16 protein-coding genes are annotated in these 18,130 nt (G+C 52.8%); 5 read left to right on the top strand and 11 right to left on the bottom strand.

Annotation, left to right across the window (positions count from 1 at the left end):
- Nucleotides 1-16: 16 nt before the first annotated feature.
- From WC593_06265 to WC593_06240, 6 genes are all read right to left on the bottom strand, one after another.
- Nucleotides 17-877, bottom strand: a complete 861-nt coding sequence (locus WC593_06265; GenBank protein ID MFA4824747.1) for a MerR family transcriptional regulator — start codon at nucleotides 875-877, stop codon at nucleotides 17-19.
- 157 nt (nucleotides 878-1,034) lie between these two features.
- Nucleotides 1,035-1,823, bottom strand: coding sequence for an NAD(+) diphosphatase (gene nudC, locus WC593_06260; protein MFA4824746.1), 789 nt, complete (start codon nucleotides 1,821-1,823; stop codon nucleotides 1,035-1,037).
- A 56-nt stretch (nucleotides 1,824-1,879) separates the two neighbouring features.
- Entirely contained in the window at nucleotides 1,880-3,643 is a 1,764-nt protein-coding gene (locus WC593_06255; GenBank protein MFA4824745.1) for a hypothetical protein, read from the bottom strand.
- Nucleotides 3,644-3,707: 64 nt separating this feature from the next.
- Nucleotides 3,708-4,520 carry an ATP-binding cassette domain-containing protein gene (locus tag WC593_06250; GenBank protein MFA4824744.1) on the bottom strand — a complete coding sequence of 271 codons (813 nt, stop codon included), beginning with the start codon at nucleotides 4,518-4,520 and terminating at the stop codon, nucleotides 3,708-3,710.
- An 87-nt stretch (nucleotides 4,521-4,607) separates the two neighbouring features.
- Complete coding sequence (locus tag WC593_06245) at nucleotides 4,608-6,335, bottom strand: MBL fold metallo-hydrolase (GenBank protein MFA4824743.1); 1,728 nt, start codon at nucleotides 6,333-6,335, stop codon at nucleotides 4,608-4,610.
- Nucleotides 6,322-6,654, bottom strand: coding sequence for an STAS domain-containing protein (locus tag WC593_06240; GenBank protein MFA4824742.1), 333 nt, complete (start codon nucleotides 6,652-6,654; stop codon nucleotides 6,322-6,324). Before WC593_06240 ends, WC593_06245 begins: the two co-directional genes overlap by 14 nt.
- A 236-nt stretch (nucleotides 6,655-6,890) precedes the next feature.
- On the opposite strand from WC593_06240, the gene WC593_06235 reads away from it, so the two are divergent.
- Entirely contained in the window at nucleotides 6,891-8,276 is a 1,386-nt protein-coding gene (locus tag WC593_06235; protein ID MFA4824741.1) for a SpoIIE family protein phosphatase, read from the top strand.
- Nucleotides 8,273-8,692 carry an ATP-binding protein gene (locus WC593_06230; protein ID MFA4824740.1) on the top strand — a complete coding sequence of 140 codons (420 nt, stop codon included), beginning with the start codon at nucleotides 8,273-8,275 and terminating at the stop codon, nucleotides 8,690-8,692. Before WC593_06235 ends, WC593_06230 begins: the two co-directional genes overlap by 4 nt.
- Before the next feature lie 524 nt (nucleotides 8,693-9,216).
- Here the strand turns inward: WC593_06230 and WC593_06225 are convergent.
- The 3 genes from WC593_06225 to WC593_06215 form a co-directional block, all read right to left on the bottom strand.
- Nucleotides 9,217-10,524, bottom strand: coding sequence for an STAS domain-containing protein (locus WC593_06225; protein MFA4824739.1), 1,308 nt, complete (start codon nucleotides 10,522-10,524; stop codon nucleotides 9,217-9,219).
- Between the two features lie 161 nt (nucleotides 10,525-10,685).
- Entirely contained in the window at nucleotides 10,686-11,552 is an 867-nt protein-coding gene (locus tag WC593_06220; protein MFA4824738.1) for a class I SAM-dependent methyltransferase, read from the bottom strand.
- Between the two features lie 154 nt (nucleotides 11,553-11,706).
- Nucleotides 11,707-13,458, bottom strand: a complete 1,752-nt coding sequence (locus WC593_06215; protein ID MFA4824737.1) for a DUF2070 family protein — start codon at nucleotides 13,456-13,458, stop codon at nucleotides 11,707-11,709.
- Nucleotides 13,459-14,032: 574 nt separating this feature from the next.
- Between WC593_06215 and WC593_06210 the strand changes: the two genes are divergently transcribed.
- Nucleotides 14,033-14,620 carry a Yip1 family protein gene (locus WC593_06210; protein ID MFA4824736.1) on the top strand — a complete coding sequence of 196 codons (588 nt, stop codon included), beginning with the start codon at nucleotides 14,033-14,035 and terminating at the stop codon, nucleotides 14,618-14,620.
- A gap of 256 nt (nucleotides 14,621-14,876) precedes the next feature.
- On the opposite strand, the gene WC593_06205 is transcribed toward WC593_06210, so the two are convergent.
- Together WC593_06205 and WC593_06200 are read right to left on the bottom strand one after the other, a co-directional pair.
- Entirely contained in the window at nucleotides 14,877-15,392 is a 516-nt protein-coding gene (locus WC593_06205) for a tetratricopeptide repeat protein (protein ID MFA4824735.1), read from the bottom strand.
- 126 nt (nucleotides 15,393-15,518) lie between these two features.
- The gene (locus WC593_06200; protein ID MFA4824734.1) at nucleotides 15,519-16,877 is read right to left on the bottom strand and encodes a cache domain-containing protein; all 1,359 of its coding nucleotides are present in this window, start codon (nucleotides 16,875-16,877) and stop codon (nucleotides 15,519-15,521) included.
- A gap of 228 nt (nucleotides 16,878-17,105) precedes the next feature.
- On the opposite strand from WC593_06200, the gene WC593_06195 reads away from it, so the two are divergent.
- Both WC593_06195 and WC593_06190 read left to right on the top strand, forming a co-directional pair.
- A complete protein-coding gene (locus WC593_06195) occupies nucleotides 17,106-17,336 on the top strand; it encodes a hypothetical protein (GenBank protein MFA4824733.1) in 231 nt (76 codons plus the stop codon).
- A 190-nt stretch (nucleotides 17,337-17,526) separates the two neighbouring features.
- Nucleotides 17,527-18,093: a DUF308 domain-containing protein gene (locus tag WC593_06190; protein MFA4824732.1), complete on the top strand. Its 567-nt coding sequence runs from the start codon at nucleotides 17,527-17,529 to the stop codon at nucleotides 18,091-18,093.
- Nucleotides 18,094-18,130: the final 37 nt, after the last annotated feature.

Below are 18,130 nucleotides of genomic sequence, written 5' to 3'. Positions count from 1 at the left end.
TCAAAAATGGGGGGTTTCAGGTACCCGGATTGTGCAGGGCCGGATCAATGGGTATCTGGAGTTCAGTCAGCAGTTCGTTTTCTGCAACCGTGCAGGGATCATTCAGATACAACTCGCGATGGGGGCCGTTAATTAAAAACTCCCGTTCCTCTGCATAGGCACCGATCCGGGTCCAGGCCTCGTGGAGGCCGGTGTACGGCCCTTTGTAGATGAGCGTTAAGCATTTTCCCCCGGGCAGGGTCCGGCACTCCATGGACGGGTCACTGAGAGTGATCCTGCCGGTGATAGGCACTGCACACTCCATATCCGCATCCTTTTCCTTATACTCACCATCATGATACAGCGTCATAAATGGTCCGGCAATCTTCAGCCCGTTTCTTACGTTTTCCTCTGAAAAGAGCTGGGTGCAGAGCCCGGTCATGAGCCGGGTAATCGTCTCCTTGTACGCACCCGATCCCCGCTTTCCCACAATACGCACGGGCGCTATATCCTTTACAACAGGTTCATTCAGTGACATGTAGATCAACTCTAACGAGGCATCCCGGTTTTCCAGAATTGCCTCGATCTCCTGTAACCGGTTGACTTCCGACCGGATATCCGTTCTGCGCTTTAAAAAAAGTGCCCGGATCGTTGTGGTATCGTTTTTCTCCTTTGCAGAAAGGAGCGTTTCGATCTCGGTAAGGGGAAACCCGAGTTCGCATAACGTCTTGATCGACACACCGCGTGCGATCTGGGAACCGGTGTAATACCGGTACCGGGTGAACGCATCTTTTTCCTGCGGTACAAGCAGGCCTCGTTCATCATAGAGCCGGAGCGCTTTCTGGCTGAGCCGGGTGATGAGCGAGAACCTGCCGATCGGGATCTGGTCGATTGCCATTGTTACACAGATCTCTGTTCTTTAAAACGATATAGGATGCCGCAGTCTGCCGCAGGGCAGGGTTTGAGAAATAAGAAGGAATCGGGAAATGGTGCAATCCGGATCGGCAGTGTTTCCGGTTCGGGTAAAAAATTGGTTGAATAAGAGACGGGTGTTTTTACTCTTTTTTTACCCACCAGTCAATGAGTGCCCGGGAGATACTTAAGGAAGACGGGATGGGGGGGAGGTTATTGCGGTCAAACCATCCCACAGATACGATCTCTTTGTTGTCAATCGTGATCTCTCCTCCAGCATAGTCTGCCACAAACCCGATCATGAACGAGTGGGGAAACGGCCAGGGTTCACTGCCAAAATAGCGGATATTTTTTACGGCAATTCCCACTTCTTCAAAAACTTCCCGGCAGACCGCATGTTCAAGGTCCTCGCCGGGTTCTACAAATCCGGCAATCGTGCTGTGAAGGCCGGGCGGGAACCGGGGTGAGCGGGCGAGAAGGACCTGGTCTTCTTTTTGCACCAGGACAATGACAGCCGGGGAAAGCCGGGGATAGGTGATCAGGTTACAGTCCGAACAGAATTTCGCCCGTTCTGTCCGTAACTGCCGGGTTTTTGCACCGCACCGCCCGCAGAACTGCGTGGTGAGGTCAAAGTCAATGATCTGGACCGCGAGAGCTGCGAGAGCCAGTTCATCATCCGGCACCCGCCCGAACAGTTCCCGGACACCGGAATATTCCCAGCCTTCAGGAAGTTCGGTGCCAGGGGGGATCTCAGCCGCATAACAGGGAGTTGCATCAAGGTGTCCAAGGTACTGCACCCGACCCACAGGGAACGGCATCAGTGCCGGAGCTGTTTTTAAAAGAACTGATAGAGGTTTTGCTGAAGTAACGGCAACACCGCTGCTGCTCACCATCACCCAGAGGGCTCCGCTTAACGGGATTGTTTCAGGCACCGGAAACCGAAAGACCAGGTTACCGGTTGATAATTTCGCGGAATGGACCATGATCGTTAAGGGATATCCCCGTACCCGATGCCCGGAGGTCTGCCCGTGATGGGATCAATAAGAATTTTTACATTCCCCATCGGGACACGGGTTGAACCGCGTTTGATCAGGGTCCCGTTGTTGTAGACTTCAACCAGGAGCGTATCTCCCGAATTTTCCTGCTTCTGGGCTGACACCTGGACGATGCGATCACTCCAGAGAACTTTGTAGATCCCAACACCGGTGCCGGAAACCGGATGCATGAGTTCGGGATTGCCCACCTCACCAATAAAGGTTCCGGGATATTCGATGCGCACCCACACCCCGTCAGCAGGTACAGGTGCCGGGAGCAGAGTGGGAGTCGGCTGAACCGTGATAACCGTAACAACGGCGGGCAGGGTTGTCTCACCGGTGTCCCATGGGTAGTATGAGATAATAACCGCTCCTGCAAGCACCACAAGGATGATGCCGATAATCGCAGCGACCATGAAAGAAGGGGATGTGCTCTTCGGTGTTTTTGGGGCAGGTGGAGAGAGAGCCGCAGGAACCGGTGCTGCTTTATGTGCAGGGTGTTCAATGGGTTTGTCATCCACTAAACATTCCGGGATTATTGTGTCGATGGAGTGGATGTCATCAGGTATTTCTGCCACCGGTTCTTCTGGCACCACCCTGATAGGATCTGTGTCTGCCTTTGGTTCGTCATCGATCGTTTCACGGGCAGGCGTTGCCTCGGAAATCGCAATCGATAGGGGGATGGGTGTTATTGTTACCGTGCGGGCAGCATCTGCCCATATCCGTGCTGCATCGGAAATTACCGGCGTTTCATCTGGGGCGATTGCCGGGATTGGGGGATATGATATCGATTCTTCTTTATCGGGAATTATCGGGATTTCATCTGTCCCGATTGCGATTGCCTGGGGAGGAGTGACCGGTTCTTCGTTATCGGAAATCACCGGAGTTTCATTTGTCCCGAGTGCTTTCTCCGGAAGCGGAGGAACCGGTTCTTCGGTTGCGGGAATTTCCGGGGTTTCATCTGCCTCGATTGTTATTTCCTGAGGGGGAGTGACCGGTTCTTTGGTATCGGAAATTACCAGCGTTTCATCTGTCTCGATTGCGATTTCCTGAGGGGAGTTGACCGTTTCTTTATCACCGGGCGTCTCCATTTTATCCGTATCCCGGGGTGGAAGCGGGGGCTCGCCAGAGGGTTTTACCATTTCAGCATTGACCCCAAGAGGGGGTTCATCGATCGCTGGGGGTGTTCCATCATCTGCGAGGGATTCGGGAAGCACAGGAGAAGTGACCGGTTCTGCCTTCACCGGATATGCTTCCGTGACAGATTTGCGGGGGCTGAACGTCTCGATCCGGTACGTGGCGGACATCCGCGGCTGGATAACTTTTAACGGATCATACGGGAGGGTGCCTGCAGAAGATGCATCATTTCGGGCTTCTGCGGCATGGTTATTGAGTGTGGCTGCCCACTCATTGCATTCCGTTACTCTCTTTTCACCGTTTTGCCGGGTGAAGATGAAATCCATCGGGTGCGGAGCGCCAATTCCGGAGGGATCCATGCGAGACAGGGTGATGATAGGATCCCCATTCACATCCATACCGGATACAACGGTGATGATCATTTCGAGCGGGATTGTCCGGAGCTGGAAGGGGATGACTGAATTATCGATAAGGATGAGACGCCGGCTGGTAAGCATCAGGTCCAGAGACACGCCATCGATGCGGATATTGTGCGTGGACAGGATAAGGGATTCGTCGCTGGATAGGTACGGGTCGCCCATGATTCCTCAAATAGGTACGTTTACTATGTGCTGTCCGGGGCAATATGCTTTTTAGCAGGTACCGTCAGTATCCCGTTGCATAATACCACCCGCTCTCTTCCCGGACCTTGACGGGGATATTGAAGAGGCCGCCGATCTTTGTATCGGTCAGCATTTTCTCTTTTTCTCCATCGCCGACAAACCTCCCGTCGTCCATAAGAATGATGCGGGTGATCTCCGGAATGATATCGTGCAGGTTGTGTGTCACGAGGATGATACCGGTGCCGGATTGTGCGATCTTTCGCATCAGGTTCCGGAACGTGTGAAGGGCGTGCAGGTCAAGGCTGGTGGTGGGCTCATCGAGAACGAGGGCTGCCGGGCGGTGCACGAGCGCCCTGCCGATCAGGAACCGGCGGGCTTCTCCGGACGACATCATCGTCATCGGGCGGTCCTGCAGGTGTTCGATCTCCAGAAATTTCAGGATCTCATCCGTCCTCTCTTCCATAGCCGGTGTCACCGTGTGGTTGAAAAGCCCGATGCTGGAAAAGAACCCGGACAGGATCACCTCCCTCCCGGATACCTCCCGGGTATACGCGTATTGTAAGTCGTTGGAGACAATCCCGATAAACGATCGCATGGCAAAGACATCCCAGAATTCCTCACCGCGTATCCGGAAAACCACGTCATCGTGGGGCTGGGGGTAGTATTCCCGGTTCACCGCTTTGATGAACGAGGATTTCCCGGCGCCGTTGGGGCCGAGAATCGCAATGTGTTCGCCTTCCTGGATGGTAACCGAAAGGGATTTCAGAACATTCTTGTCGCCTTTTATAACGGTGACATTTTCAAATTCAAGAAGCGGCGGACGGCTGGTTTTTTTTAAGGAGTGCTTTTCAGTCATGGGAGATCGTTCCTGTTGCGTTGTGATGAGGCGGGAGGGTTTGTGGAAGGAGGGGACAAGGACAAAGACACGGCATTACTAAAAATTTCAGATGATCCTGTCGATCCTGATCGTATATTCCCGCTTTCTCTCATCAGTAGAACAGGAGAGTGCTCCGCCCGCCCGGTCACAGAGTCGTGCGAGGAAGCCCCTGCTGGTTTTCATGGCATCAGAAGCAGTGCACCCGGTTCCGGTAAGAGTGATGATGGCATCCTTGTCGTCACGCTGTACCTGGAGCGTGATCGCATCAGCGCCGGTACCGACAAGGTCTTCGAGAATATAAGTAACCAGATCCGTCAGATCATCGTGATCGACAGCAACCTTAAGTTGTTTCTCAGCCGCCGAGAACGTAAATGCAATATCCGCAAGGAGCGGCTGCATGCCGATACGGGTGAGCAGCAGGCGGGTGAAGGTCGAATCATCATCATCCGATGAGAGAAGATCGTCATCCGAGCAGGCGGGAACCGAGAGCCCGGTCACCAGTGCTTCAAGGTGCCGTACCAGATCACATTCGACGAGTTCTCTGGGAGGACAGAACCCGCGGAGCATGGTGGTATAGTCCGAGAGCAGCCGTGCAGCCCGCCGGGCAAGGGCCGGATCGATGATGTGTGCAAGCTCGGCCCCGTCAAACGATCGTTCGAGCTTGGCGATTACCTGACCGGCCTTGAGGGCCAGGTGGATAGAAACTCTACCTCCCTTATGGTGCTCTTCGGCAAAGGAACGGAACGCTTCGAGCAGTTCATCGATCACATCCCCCTTGATAAGGCGGCTGACTTCTTCAGCCACATCTTCCTCCCCGAGTTCCTCCATCACATACGAGACATAGTAAAGCCGTCCAGCCATGATGGTAAAAAGCTCGTTGACCTGCTCCATGCACTCCTCGGCAAATGCGGCAGTCTCGATTGCACGCTCCTGGTTCAGCTCGGCAATATTTTCAAGCGCCAGTGCATCGGAGCGGATGGCAGCAATCATCCGACCTGCATCGGCAGCGGCAATCGCCCGCCCGTGACCCGGCAGGACAAAATCAATGCCACCCCTATCGAGGAGTGACTTAATACCATCGAGTGAACGGATGAGCGCTGCCTGGTCCCATCCACAAATGCCGGCAATACCCGGATTTGCTGCAAAGAGTACATCGCCAATGAATAACAGCCCACCCACGAGGAGGCAGATGCTGTCCGGGCTGTGACCAGGTGTATGATACACGTCAAGGGCAGGACCATTACCAAAACCTATTTTTTCCCCTGCAAGGCCGCCACCGGTCTGCTGCCGGGTGATGGTAACCGTGGCCCCGTTGGAAAAGGCCATGGATACCGGGACACCACAGGAACCGGCCCGGTCGTCCGTTAAGAGAGGTAGTCCTACCCGGACGGGCGAGATCGTCTGGCCCAGCAGTGCTGCCTGCGTCATCTTTGCATCGCCGCGTTCAAGCGCGGCCGCTCCCGCCTCCTGCACGGCAAAGACTGCTGCTTCAGCGTGGGCGAATGCGGGTGTGTTCTGCGCACCCTGGAAATGATCGAGATGCGCATGGGTTAAAAAGACAAAGACCGGGCGATCCTGTGCCTCGCGGCACTCTTCGATCACCTGTGCAAGCTGTGCTGACTGCTCCGAAAGTCCGCCCGGATCGATGAGCAGGATTACATCGCCGGTCTGGATCAGGTAGGAGTTAGAAGAGATAGTGTCGATCTTCCGGATAAGGGGGTAGTGCTGTGCCCCGGGAGCACCCGGTACCGGCTGCCAGACCTGGGAAACGGGAGAGTTGTTACCACCCGGCAAGCGCTTCGCCCTCAGAAGGATAGATGGAGAATATGGAGGTGAACCCGGCTAGCTTGAGGATCTTGTGCACTTCGGCAGCAAGACTGCACAGGGCGTATTTGTCACCGGGATTCTTGAGTTTCTTTGCGGTTGCAAGCAGCACACGCAGGCCACCGCTGCTGATATAGGTGACTGCGGAGAAGTTGAGCAGGATCATCCGGTTGCCGTTCTCGATCTCCTTGTTGATAGCCTGTTCGAGTGCCGGTGCTGTAGCGGTATCGATTCTTCCGGCGATCGAAAGGATGGTTGCCCCGTCTCGGGTTGCAGTTGTAATCTCCACGTTATTCCCTCGCTTCTGGTGATATGGTTCCAGAGAATTGTAATGGAGTTTTTGGTGTTTTTCAAAGATAATGCTATCCCTGCAATTCTCCCGTCACTTCAGACACACTACGAGTAATAAGCCCGCAGAATGCCAGAAGCCGGGGGATATACGCCAAAACCACCGGTAGATTTTATAATTCCTGTCAGGACGCGACCATTAAAAGAGCCGGTGTGCAATAACATATTTGAGACTTCATGGCTGCAACAATATTTACGTCACTGCTGGTCCTGTTCCAGCTGAGTTGTGTAATTGTTGTTGTTGCCTACCTCCTGACACGGAGGAAACTTTTCATCGAAGTGCTTGACGGACATCCCACAATAAAAACACAGATTATCCTCATCCTTGTTTTCGGGGCCCTCTCGGTCTTCGGTACTATCAGCGGTGTAGAGGTGCTGGGCGCGATTATCAATGTGCGGGACCTCGGCCCGATGGTTGCCGGCCTGATTGGGGGGCCACTTGTCGGACTGGGGGCCGGCCTGATCGGCGCTGCATACCGCTGGAGCCTGGGAGGGTTCACCGTCGTCCCCTGCTCTACGGCAACCATCCTTGCCGGGCTGTTTGGCGGCCTTATCTGGCTGGCATGCAAACGGAAATTCTGCGGCATAAAAATTGCCGTGCTCTTTGCCATCCTCATGGAAGGGCTGCACATGCTGCTCACGCTGGCCCTCTGCCGCCCGTTCGACCAGGCACTGGCGGTTGTATCCATGGTGGCCCTGCCGATGATCCTTGCCAATGCTGCGGGGATGTTTATCTTTGCGTTCATCATCGAAAATCTCCAGAATGAACGCAGGATGACAGCAGAGCGCGATACCCTGCTGCGGGAGATGGAACGAAAAGATACAGAACTTGCGATCGCAGCCGAGATCCAACAGAGTTTCCTGCCCGATACGATCACACAGATCGAGGGATTCGAAGTTGCTGCAAAGAGCGTGATGGCAAAGGCAGTGGGGGGCGACTTTTTTGATGTGATCCCGTTTGAAGTGATCCCGCTCAAAAAAGGGACCATGGGAGTCATGATCGCCGATGTCTCGGGAAAGGGCATCCCCGCCGCACTCTTCATGGCACTCTCGCGGATCGTTGTGCGGGTGAATGCCACGTGGTACATGGACCGCCCCGCATTGGCCATCCGCAGTGCAAACAACATCATCGCAAATGATTCCAAAGGGAGCGGTATGTTTGTCACCCTCTTTTACGGGATCCTTGATGCGGACAACCATACGCTCACGTATGTGAACGCCGGCCACAACCCGCCGATCATCTGCCATGCGGAGGACGGTCATCTCACTGAACTTCCGGCAACGGGCATTGCGATCGGGGCAATGCCGGATGCCGGGTATACCGCCCGGACAATCGCACTGAATGATGGCGATATCGTTGTGTTGTACACGGATGGTATCACGGAAGCGGAAAATGCACAGCAGGAAATGTTTGGAGAAGAGCACCTGCATACGGTGATCCGTGCATCCCGGAAACACCCTGCGACAGGGATCCTGACCGCGATTCTTGATTCGGTCCACACATTCAGCGGGGGCTACCCGCAGTCGGATGATATTACCCTGATGGTTATAAAGGTGACATGATGGAAGAATCTCTTTCCTGCACAATTAAAGCCGATATCCAGGAAATCCCCAAGGTATCCCTTGCACTTGACCAGGCCATGGGTGCCCACGGATTTTCAGATGAAGAGATCCTCGATACCCAGCTTGCGGTTGAAGAGGCAATCACCAACGTGATCGTGCACGGGTATGAAGGGACTACCGGGAAAATTCTCATCATTTGCAGCACAACCGGGGGGCTTGCCGAGATACAGATCGAAGATACCGCCCCACCGTTCAATCCCTTATCCATTCCGGAACCGGATATTACCGAAGATATTGAAGACCGGAAGATCGGTGGACTGGGTGTGTTCCTGATCCGTCAGGTGATGGATGATATCATCTACCGGTATGAAGACGGGAAAAATATCCTTGTGCTGAGAAAGAAGAAGATGGGTTGAGTGATTTTACATAATCGGCATGGAGGGGACAGGGCTTGTCCCACGGTCCTGTCAATACGATAAGCCCGTATTGATTGTGTGGGGGTTATTGCGTTTTTTGAGAAAATCGCTGTAACAAGGGGGAGAACACCAGCGATTATTCGGTTTTTTTACGGATTTCCCGACAATAATTTCATTTTTACAGAACTTGGGATTCTCCCCACCCCCTTCGGGGGTTGCTCGGCCGCCTTGGCGGGGCCTCGCTGGGCAGGGAGGTTAACCACTCATTTTTTAGGTTCTTGATTTACTGGTTAATTCAACATAGACTAAGGAAGATCATATTGATCGGGAGAATTGCTCACTCAAACCGACTGGACCGCTGCGGGGGCGCCCCGTCGGGGGCAGCGGGGTTCATCCCATCCGGGGGCATGGGGGCATCAGCCCCCATCGTGTAATCTGTTCAAAACAAGGGTAACTATCTGAAAAAAGTGAAAACAATACCGGATAATTTCCGTGAAGCTAAAAAGAAGACGGGTTAATCCACGTCAGACTTCCCTGACAATGTCCTGAATATAGGCAATACCGATCTTGGCCTTGGTCAGCCGGGTGGTGTCCAGCAGGTGGCGCATATCGGAAAACTCTCCTTCAGTGACTATCTTTTTTACCTGCGAGTTCAAGTCAAGCGAGGCATCATAGGGGATATTTTTGAAGACTACGCCATGGTTATGCAGGTACATTGTTTTTGCCGCACCTTTGTTTAAGGGATTGGCATAATAGAGCGAGGAGAGTTTATCTGCGGGGAAATGGGAGAGATCAGCGTTGAGATCAACACCGATGCCAAAGCTGACAAGCGTCTCTCCCTTGTGCGAATTACCGCTGTCGGAAGCAACCCATTCGTGGATCTGCGAGGGATCCATGATCGATGCTCCGCCGGGAGGTGCTGCAGTGGCTACCGGGGATTTTTTCAGGCCGGAACTGGAGAGCCCGGCCAGCACGCCCCAGATGGTGACCGCAACAACCCCGTGATAACTCTTCACCCGCTCCTGCGAAGACGAGAATATGGTTTTGTAGATATCCGAGATGCTGATGCCGTCAGGCCGGCTTGTTTCGAGCGTGAAGTACTCGTTGAACGGGCCGTCGAGGGTGACATTGAACCCGGTATAGACCACAACATCACTGTCATGATCCAGAGGGGTTAAGAAATCCGGCGTGTTGTTGCCATCGGTCGGGAGCCAGACCATAGAACCGTAGAGAGTGATCATCTCGCCCATCAGGGGCATCGCTTCCCTGACATTCGCGCCGAGCGCGCCAAGGCCCAGAGAGTAAGTGATCTCCGAGAACTTTTTTGCCCTGACATCAGATTCCATGATCTGCGAATACAACACCTTGTGCAGATCCCCGAGCACCCGCAGGACCGGCGGTGTAGTCATCCAGCCCGGTTCAACAGTCAGCTGTACACCATCGCCCATGATCTTTTTGTAAAAAATTTCATTGAAGAGGTTCGGGTTCCTGCGCTTAGGGACAATATCGGCAACCGCGAGATCCGTTGTGGGAAAGATATCAAAGACTGACGAGAACCCGGCCATGTCCAGCACTTTTTTCGGGTACTCCCCGACCGCGGCAAGCGCAAACCGCCCGTTCCTCCGCTTCATCTCCTTTTTGAGGCTGTTAAAAACCCGTAATCCCCCGCTGCTGAGGTAACCGGTTCCTGCCAGGTCAAGTACCAGTTCCCTGTCATCATCGTGGAGTGCCTCGCGGGTCCAGGTTTCCAGCTGCTGTGCCCCGAATGCATCGAGCCGTCCCGATACAAAAAAGATCACTACCCCGTCCTTCCTCTCGCTCCGTGCTTCCATACGCTTCTCCTGATGAATACTATCATGCTGCTAGTTTTTTATTGTTGGGGAGAAAGAGGGATGAGGCAAAGACTCCCTTTACTTCCGTCTAATCATTGACCATAGATGTTCGATATGAGAGATCCCCTCCCGTTATTATCCGAAACAAAAAAAGGATCCGGTTATTCCCTAACCGGCCTGCGTACCGCGACAGCACACGAGAGCCAGCCGGTATCGGGAGCAGGGAAGTACTTACAGGATCCCATTCTCCTTTTTTCCATCGTGTCCATATCATAATAAATGCAGGAAAAATCCGGATCAAGGAGTGCAGGGATCTCATCTTTGGAATAGGTTGTCATCCTGTCAAGTGCCGTGTAGTCCCGGACATGGGAGAAGATCCTGTAGGGGATGAAACGCCTTTCATCGCTGATCAGCCTGCACGGTTTGAGATGCTCAAAAACGATAGCCAGGTCCGGAGCAAGACCAGACAGGGAGGCAAGCACACGCTCCATCACGGATTGTTCGATATAGTAGGTGAGCCCTTCCATCACGACGATGAGCCTCGTGCGTGACGGCTCACCTATCTCTTTCCTGAGGGTTTCAGTCAGGAAGGCAGTATCGGCAATGTCGGATTCAATGGAGGAAATAAACCTGCACCGGTCCGGGACCAGCCGGGAATACAACCGGCGTTTGTGACTCATATTACTCCGGTCGATCTCAATAAAACGGACATGGTCGCAAAGTCGCGGCGCGAGTTCAAGGGCGAGAGGGGAGAACCCGGCACCCAGGTTGACGATGACCGTCCGTTTCTCATCGTTTGTGATCAGTTCTTCGACCATGTTTTTGATGAAATGCTTCCGGTTGATGATCACTTCCGAGTACCACGGGCATATGCTGTTATAGTGCTCCAGCAACTGCCGGCCGTGAGACAGGTCAAGCCTCCGCAGATAGGTACTGATCAGGGGTATTGTCTCGTAGTAACCACTGGCCCAGAGCATGACGAGTGCTGCAGTATCAGATACCGGGTAAGGATTTTCTTGTTCTGTCATGGTCAAACAGACTTCCGTGTAGAGTATTTTTTATTGCCAATCCACAAAATAACCAGATCCTGAAACTCCTGTCATTTTTTCACAATCCCCCTGCCCCGAAATACAGCAGCCACCCGGCCCTGCTGCCGTTTAGGTTTTTTTAGGAGATCCCAACCTAATACACCAGCAGGTAATAAGCCATCGCGGTTGTCAGGAATGCTCCCAGAAGGATGATGACGGCAACAGGAAGCATGAACCCCATCATGCCGTTGACCGTGGACGCAATCTGGGAGATACGCTGCGATCCAAAGACCACGATCCCATGGCACCATGCGGTTGCACCTGCAGTGCGGGCGGGAGCGGCATCGGCAAGGGCTTCCATGACCGCCTCGTCGACAACCGGGTAAAAGGCATCCACGTTGATCCTGAGCCCCACCTGGTTCCTGCCGGAGACCGTGTTGACGACGTGGGTATCGGTTGTCATAACCTCGCATTCGTCAACGCGGGCAAGCAGCCTCCTCCGGATCTCGTCCCGGGCACCGGTCTGCATGTTATTGCCGTCAAAAAGGACGTACGCAGTCTTCTGCCCGCCCGCGTCCACGACAAGGACCTGAACGCCTAGGTCGCCGAATCCTTCCTGCCGTGAGAACGGGAGTGCCCGTGCAGCGTAGCCGGCAGAGAACCGGAACTGTTCCTGCTGTGCTGTTGCAGCAAACGCAGATTCTGCGGCACCGATATACTCCATTCCGAGTTTCGTTGCCGGATAAACCCCGTCCTCCAATGCATCCATGCAGTTGTGGGCATCGACAAAGGCAACGTGGCGGAAAAATTTTTCTCCCGATTTCATGATCGCAAACCCGAGAGCGAAGTCGAGATCTTCGGTGACAAGCGGCGAACGGGTCGCAGCAGCGATGACGGTATCCCCGAATGCCTGGGCGAACACATCCACCGACCCGCACCGGTACCTCCCCGACTTTGTGCAGCCGGCGTTGGTGCACGAGAGCGGCCGGGCCTGCAGGACCGCATCACCCACTTTTCTTACCTCGTCCTCATCAACCGGGTTAAAGTCGTGTGAGGCCGAGCCGTGGAAGACCATGGATCCCCTGCCGAGCATACCGTGGAGGATCTTCGGCAGGTTGCTCCCGCCTATCTCGCCAAGCGGTCCGGGATGTACGTTGGGGACCGTTACGAAGATCTCTTCCTTTCCATCCCGCTGCATAACAAGCGAGACCTGGGGCACGACCACGCTCTCGCCGATGCTCCGGAAGAAGTCATCAAGCTTGTGGCTGCCCTCGGAGAGGTGGGCGAGGAACGCATTGGCCAGTTCGAGAGGGCCGACCCGGAAATTGGCCTTCATCGGACGTTCAATCACATTGATGAAGACAAAGACGCCGAGTGCGAAGCTGATGTGGAGGAGAATGGAGAGCTGTACGAACTCCAGGCCGAGAAACGGCGCCGCCCCCGCAACAGCGATACCGGAGTGAAGGAGCGCCGGGACCACGACCCGCCTCAGGTGGAAATCGACAACTGCTGCTAACAGAAGCATCCGGAACGTGAAGACGAGAGCGAGCGATATCGCAAAGAAGACAGGAAATGAGGAGCTGACCAGCAGGATTGGTGAGAGGGAGATGAAGAGCGAGATGACAAGGCCGATGGCCGCAGTGAGCCCTGACCAGCCGTACGTAAGTTTTCCACCGAACCACCGGGCCAGCCGGGGCGTCAGTGCAAGGGCAACGAGTGCCGGGATGAGATAGGAGGTAATCGGGAAGAGAGTGAGGTGGGTGAAAGAATTTCCGCTCCCCAGCATCGCCATGATCTCGACGCAGCCTGATAGGATAAGGATTAGGGTAAGCGACCGGGCCCATGACGGGCTCGTGACGATATACTGCGAGAGCGCCTCCAGTTTGAGATCCATTTCACCGGTCAAGGGGCATCCTTCCGGTGAGGGGAATCCTGTTTTCCGGCCGGGTCGGTCGGATAAAGACAATGAGCCTGGAGCATGGGACAGCGAGGGGAATTTGGATCACACTCTTATGGGTATGTGAATTGATATGGGATGAACGTTTCCGCTCAAGAAGGGACTATTACGGAACGGTTCACGTTTTTTCAGAGGGCGGGGAGGTTTCCCTGACAGAACTTTTCAGGTCTCTGGCGGGTCCGGGTCAAACCCGGACTTTGGAGAAGAAGTCATAGGACTGTTCTTCAACCGTGCAAGGGTGCGGGGATGCTCCCCTTGGGCTGCATCCCCCTCTGAGGGAGAGAGGGGGTCATCCTCATATCAGCCGCAGAGAATAGACAAGCAATGAGAAAAAAAGGATTTCAACAGAGCCAAAAAAGGAGGGAAAACTTCCCCTCTTCGATCAGAACACTCTTTCGTCAATCCTGCCGGGGATGGAACGCAATTATCCCACCGTATTTTGCTGTCGGGCAGCCCGGGTATTCTCAAGGTTTGTTGGACGGGCTCGTCTATTTATATGCCACGTATGACAACATTGTGGTGTATGATTAACACGATTGTTGACAAGGTGAAAGGATTTCTCTTAAGTCCTGTGGAAACATTCCAGCAGTCCCGCAACGATGAACCGGGGGTTGTGTTCACGTACTTTGCCGCACTTCTCCTGCTCAATGCCATTTTCTCCGCATTTATCGCCGCAGTTGGCATCGAGAAAATGCCGATGTATGCCGGAATGCCATTTGGGATTGCAGTTCCGGTCATGGTCTTTTTCATGGTGCTGGCGGGCGGGTTTATCGTTACACTCCTCTTTGCCGCATGGGTTCACCTGTGGGTGTATCTTTTAGGCGGGCGCAAGGGAATCATGCAGACTTTTAAAGCGATGATCTATGGTCACACACCCCGACTCCTTCTCGGGTGGATTCCGTTCATCGGGTTCATCTTTACCCTCTGGTCACTGGTCCTTGGCATACTGGGAATCCGCGAGCTCCAGGAGATCAGTACCTCAAAAGCGATTCTTGCTGTTGCGATTGCCATCATAATCCCGCTCATTCTCCTCATATTCCTTGCAGCCTACTTCATGACCTCGAATATGGTTTTTACGGAGATCCCCCAACCCCGGCGCAACATATTCTAAAGATGAATTCGTGAGACCGGACAACAAGCCGGATGCAAGCAACCTGGATACCCGGTATCACATCCCGCTCATTTTTTGTGCAGAGAAATAAACGAAGACTCACCTAAAAAAAATATGAGGGGATGCATGTTCGGATAGGATAATGGTGAGGGCAGGTGTACCCCCCCACCTGTCAGTCCAGATACCGGGGTCCTGATAATAGCAGCAGGATCAGGTCTTCTCGATAACTGAGGGAAAAACAGCCTCTTAACAAATACTACCGGTTACCGTACCGGGGATCAAGTTCAGCAGCTCTCCGGTTGCATTCCGCAGATTCCACACGTTTCCCCATATCATTGAGGGTCACTCCTTTCATGTGCCAGATACCTGCATCCAGGGGATTGATCGCCAGTGCATTGTCATAACACCGGATTGCATCATCATAGCGTTTCATGTTGTGAAAGGCGACTCCCTTCGCCAGCCAGGCTTCGGTAAAATTCTGATCGAGTGCGAGTGCATCATCAAAATACCGGAGTGACTCGTTGTACCGGCCATATTGTGTCATGGAAGTCAGTCCTTTGATGAACCGTTCCTTTGCTTCGGGAGAGGCAGTTGAGATCTCATCGCTTGTAAATGCGATTGCCAGTGCCGATCCACCGGAATTAACCGACAATTCGCCGGGAGAAAGAGGTGGCGGGCCAGTCATGGGCACCGGGATTGCGGTTTGGGAGATACACCCGCTGATACAGATGGAAAAAACCAGGAGGATGCTGATAAAAATCATCCGTTTCATACCGGAATATTCAGCATTTTGAGACATTACATCTTGTGGAAAAAAATTCAGGTTTCCTGCCCTTTGATGAATATCCGGTCATTCTAATAAAAGAAAAGTGACAGATTATTCAAAAAAAGATGCGTCTCAGGTATACATCCCGGAACCCACAAACCAGCTGCCATCGACATCAACGACATAGCTGGTCTTTGATTTCATTGAAAAATTTTCAGCGGGATCAGGATACTTATACTGGACAAAACCGCTCCCCCCCTGTGCAGTCCGGGCAATTTCCTGGATGTACCGGACACCATCAGGATCGGTATTGCTCCAGCGGCTGGTCCCGATCAGTTCCGGCTGGAACGGCAGTGCAAGGGTTGTGCCATTGTAAGTATAGGCAAAGATATACGATTCGCCGTGAATGAATTGCCCGGTTTTGTTGTTGAACTCTACCAGCGCCGGATCCCTGCCATGGAGCAGGGCGTACGTCTTTGCGTCCTGCACAAACTTAACAAGATCGTCACGGGTGCGGATGGATGATTGAGAGGGGGAGGGAGCAGGTGTCGGCGTAACAGCCCCCGGTGCATGATACGTTCCCGCACCGATAAACCAGGTCCCGTCAATGTCTAACACATAACTGGTTTTTAACTCGGTTGCATTGTGGTGAAACGGGTTTTCGCTGAAGTACAGCACGGTACCGTTGCCCCGTTTTGCCGTCGACACCATCTCTCTGATATGCTCTTTACCCAGCAGATCCGTCTCATTGATCCGGTTTATTCCGATCTGGTCGGGACGGTACGGCCAGGCAAGGACAGTTCCCGAGTAATCATAGGCAAAGATATAGAGATCATCATCGATGAAATCACCATCCTGCCAGTTGAATGCTGCAAGGGCCTGCTCTTTTCCCTGCTTCTGTGCATATACCTTTGCTCCTTCAACAAAGGTTTTTACCCGGGCATCTTCCACACTGCTGCCGGCAAGGTAGGTTCCTGCTCCTATCCAGTAGGTATCATCCACCGGCCTCACATAGCTCAGCTTGGATTCAATCGTATTGTTGTGCGCCGGGTTTGGGTACTGGAAGAGCAGGAAGCCCCCGTTATTTTTGGCAAGATTAATCTCGGTTTGTACAAATTTCTGCCCGGTCGCATCGCTCAACGCGGAAAAATCCTGCCCCACCAGATCCCGCTGGAACGGAAGCGCGAGAGTGATGCCGTTATAATCCAGCGCATAGACATACACACTTCCTTTTACAAACGGTCCTTTGGGATCATTGAATGTCGCGAGTGCCGCTGTTTTTCCACTTTGACGGGCATACGTTGCGGCGCTGTCAACAAACGCTTTGACCTCTTCCGGAGTAACCGGGATGCCGGATAGTGGGGGAACGGGTGCGGCAAGTGAGGGGGTGGATATCGCATGGCTGTCCGATGCCTCCTGCGTACATCCCGCAGCGAACAGGAATGCAGCAATGAGCAGGGTGCAAATCAGGGTACGTGTATGCACGGGCATGTCTTTTGGATTATACGGTTATGCTGATAAAGCAGGCGAAATTATACGAACCCGTAAACCGGAATAACCTGACTTTCAAGGATATCGGATGGTGTTTTTGACAGGGTTAAACCGAGGGGATAAACCGGAACGGATGCCCTGCGCCAAGCCGGGGAACCATTTCATTTTATTCCCGTAAAAAAACAAACGGGGATTTTATATTTAATACTCCGGAATCCTATATTGATTATGAATATGTCATCGGTCAGGAAATGGGCGGTTTTTTTTATCGGGATTCTCTGTGCAATCCTCATTGCAGATTCCCTGTCAAATATCATTATCACAGCGAGCGGGTTGAGCGGATGGGTAAAACTCATTGCCAGTTTTGTCCTGTATGCAGTCCTGTTCTTTGGGATCCTGTATGTAATTGAAAAAGCCTTTGGCATCAGGTTTTTTGATTTCGGTCAGAGTCAGGAATGATTTTTTTTCACTTTATTAATAGAGGATTTCGAATAACGGAGAATAATTTCTCGCATGGGAATACCAGAATAGGGAGAGAGTAAAACCCTTTTAAAAAAAACGGCGCTGGAGTGGAATAGATTTTGTAGTCAGAACCCTAATATAGGGTAATGACTTCGGGACATCTGTCCCTTTGACCTGGTGATAAATTATGGATACGAAATTGTCATGCCTTATCCAGGGTATAATCGGTATGATCTTTGGGATTTTGGCTATTATCGTACCGGATATCACGCTCGCATCGTTTTATGCCCTGTTCTGGGTATTGCTCGCTGTAGGAATTGCAGGTTTCCTGCTTCTTGCAATCACATCGAAAAGTGATGATTCGATGTTCTGGTTCACCCTCTCTGCAGTGCTTCTTGTCGTTGGTGCGGTCTCTTTTTTCGCACCAGCCATTGTTGCCATCATCTTCCTCCTGCTCATTGCTGGTGTCGCTGCTTACTCGGGTTTCTTTGACATCACCCTTGCACTCACCCACCCAAAAACAAAATATATCCTTATTCCGGGAATGTTTATTGCCGGCGGGGTGCTTCTGGGAGTGTTAATCTGGTATTTCCCGGATGTGATGAAAAACCTCTTCCTGACTGTGCTTGGTACATTTGCACTGGTCTTTGGTCTTTTTTCAATCCTGCTGGGATTGTATTACCAGGATGAAGTCTATAATTCCCCCGGACAGGACCTGAAAGAATGCTCCCTTAAAAAACCAGGGGACAGATAACCACCCCACAGGTATTTCTTCTTTTTTTGTACCCAGG

The sequence above is a fragment of the Methanoregula sp. genome (assembly GCA_041645435.1).
GTDB lineage: Archaea > Halobacteriota > Methanomicrobia > Methanomicrobiales > Methanospirillaceae > Methanoregula.
The sequence above is the reverse complement of the archived record's forward strand: the minus strand, read 5'-3'. Positions and strand labels throughout refer to the sequence as shown.

Bases quoted from the DNA above. Each gene is read 5' to 3' on its own strand.
- WC593_06265 (MFA4824747.1), bottom strand. From the start codon at position 877: ATGGCAATCGACCAGATCCCGATCGGCAGGTTCTCGCTCATCACCCGG.
- WC593_06255 (MFA4824745.1), bottom strand. From the start codon at position 3,643: ATGGGCGACCCGTACCTATCCAGCGACGAATCCCTTATCCTGTCCACG.
- WC593_06250 (MFA4824744.1), bottom strand. From the start codon at position 4,520: ATGACTGAAAAGCACTCCTTAAAAAAAACCAGCCGTCCGCCGCTTCTT.
- WC593_06235 (MFA4824741.1), top strand. From the start codon at position 6,891: ATGGCTGCAACAATATTTACGTCACTGCTGGTCCTGTTCCAGCTGAGT.
- WC593_06230 (MFA4824740.1), top strand. From the start codon at position 8,273: ATGATGGAAGAATCTCTTTCCTGCACAATTAAAGCCGATATCCAGGAA.
- WC593_06225 (MFA4824739.1), bottom strand. From the start codon at position 10,524: ATGGAAGCACGGAGCGAGAGGAAGGACGGGGTAGTGATCTTTTTTGTA.
- WC593_06220 (MFA4824738.1), bottom strand. From the start codon at position 11,552: ATGACAGAACAAGAAAATCCTTACCCGGTATCTGATACTGCAGCACTC.
- WC593_06210 (MFA4824736.1), top strand. From the start codon at position 14,033: ATGATTAACACGATTGTTGACAAGGTGAAAGGATTTCTCTTAAGTCCT.
- WC593_06205 (MFA4824735.1), bottom strand. From the start codon at position 15,392: ATGAAACGGATGATTTTTATCAGCATCCTCCTGGTTTTTTCCATCTGT.
- WC593_06200 (MFA4824734.1), bottom strand. From the start codon at position 16,877: ATGCCCGTGCATACACGTACCCTGATTTGCACCCTGCTCATTGCTGCA.
- WC593_06195 (MFA4824733.1), top strand. From the start codon at position 17,106: ATGAATATGTCATCGGTCAGGAAATGGGCGGTTTTTTTTATCGGGATT.
- WC593_06190 (MFA4824732.1), top strand. From the start codon at position 17,527: ATGGATACGAAATTGTCATGCCTTATCCAGGGTATAATCGGTATGATC.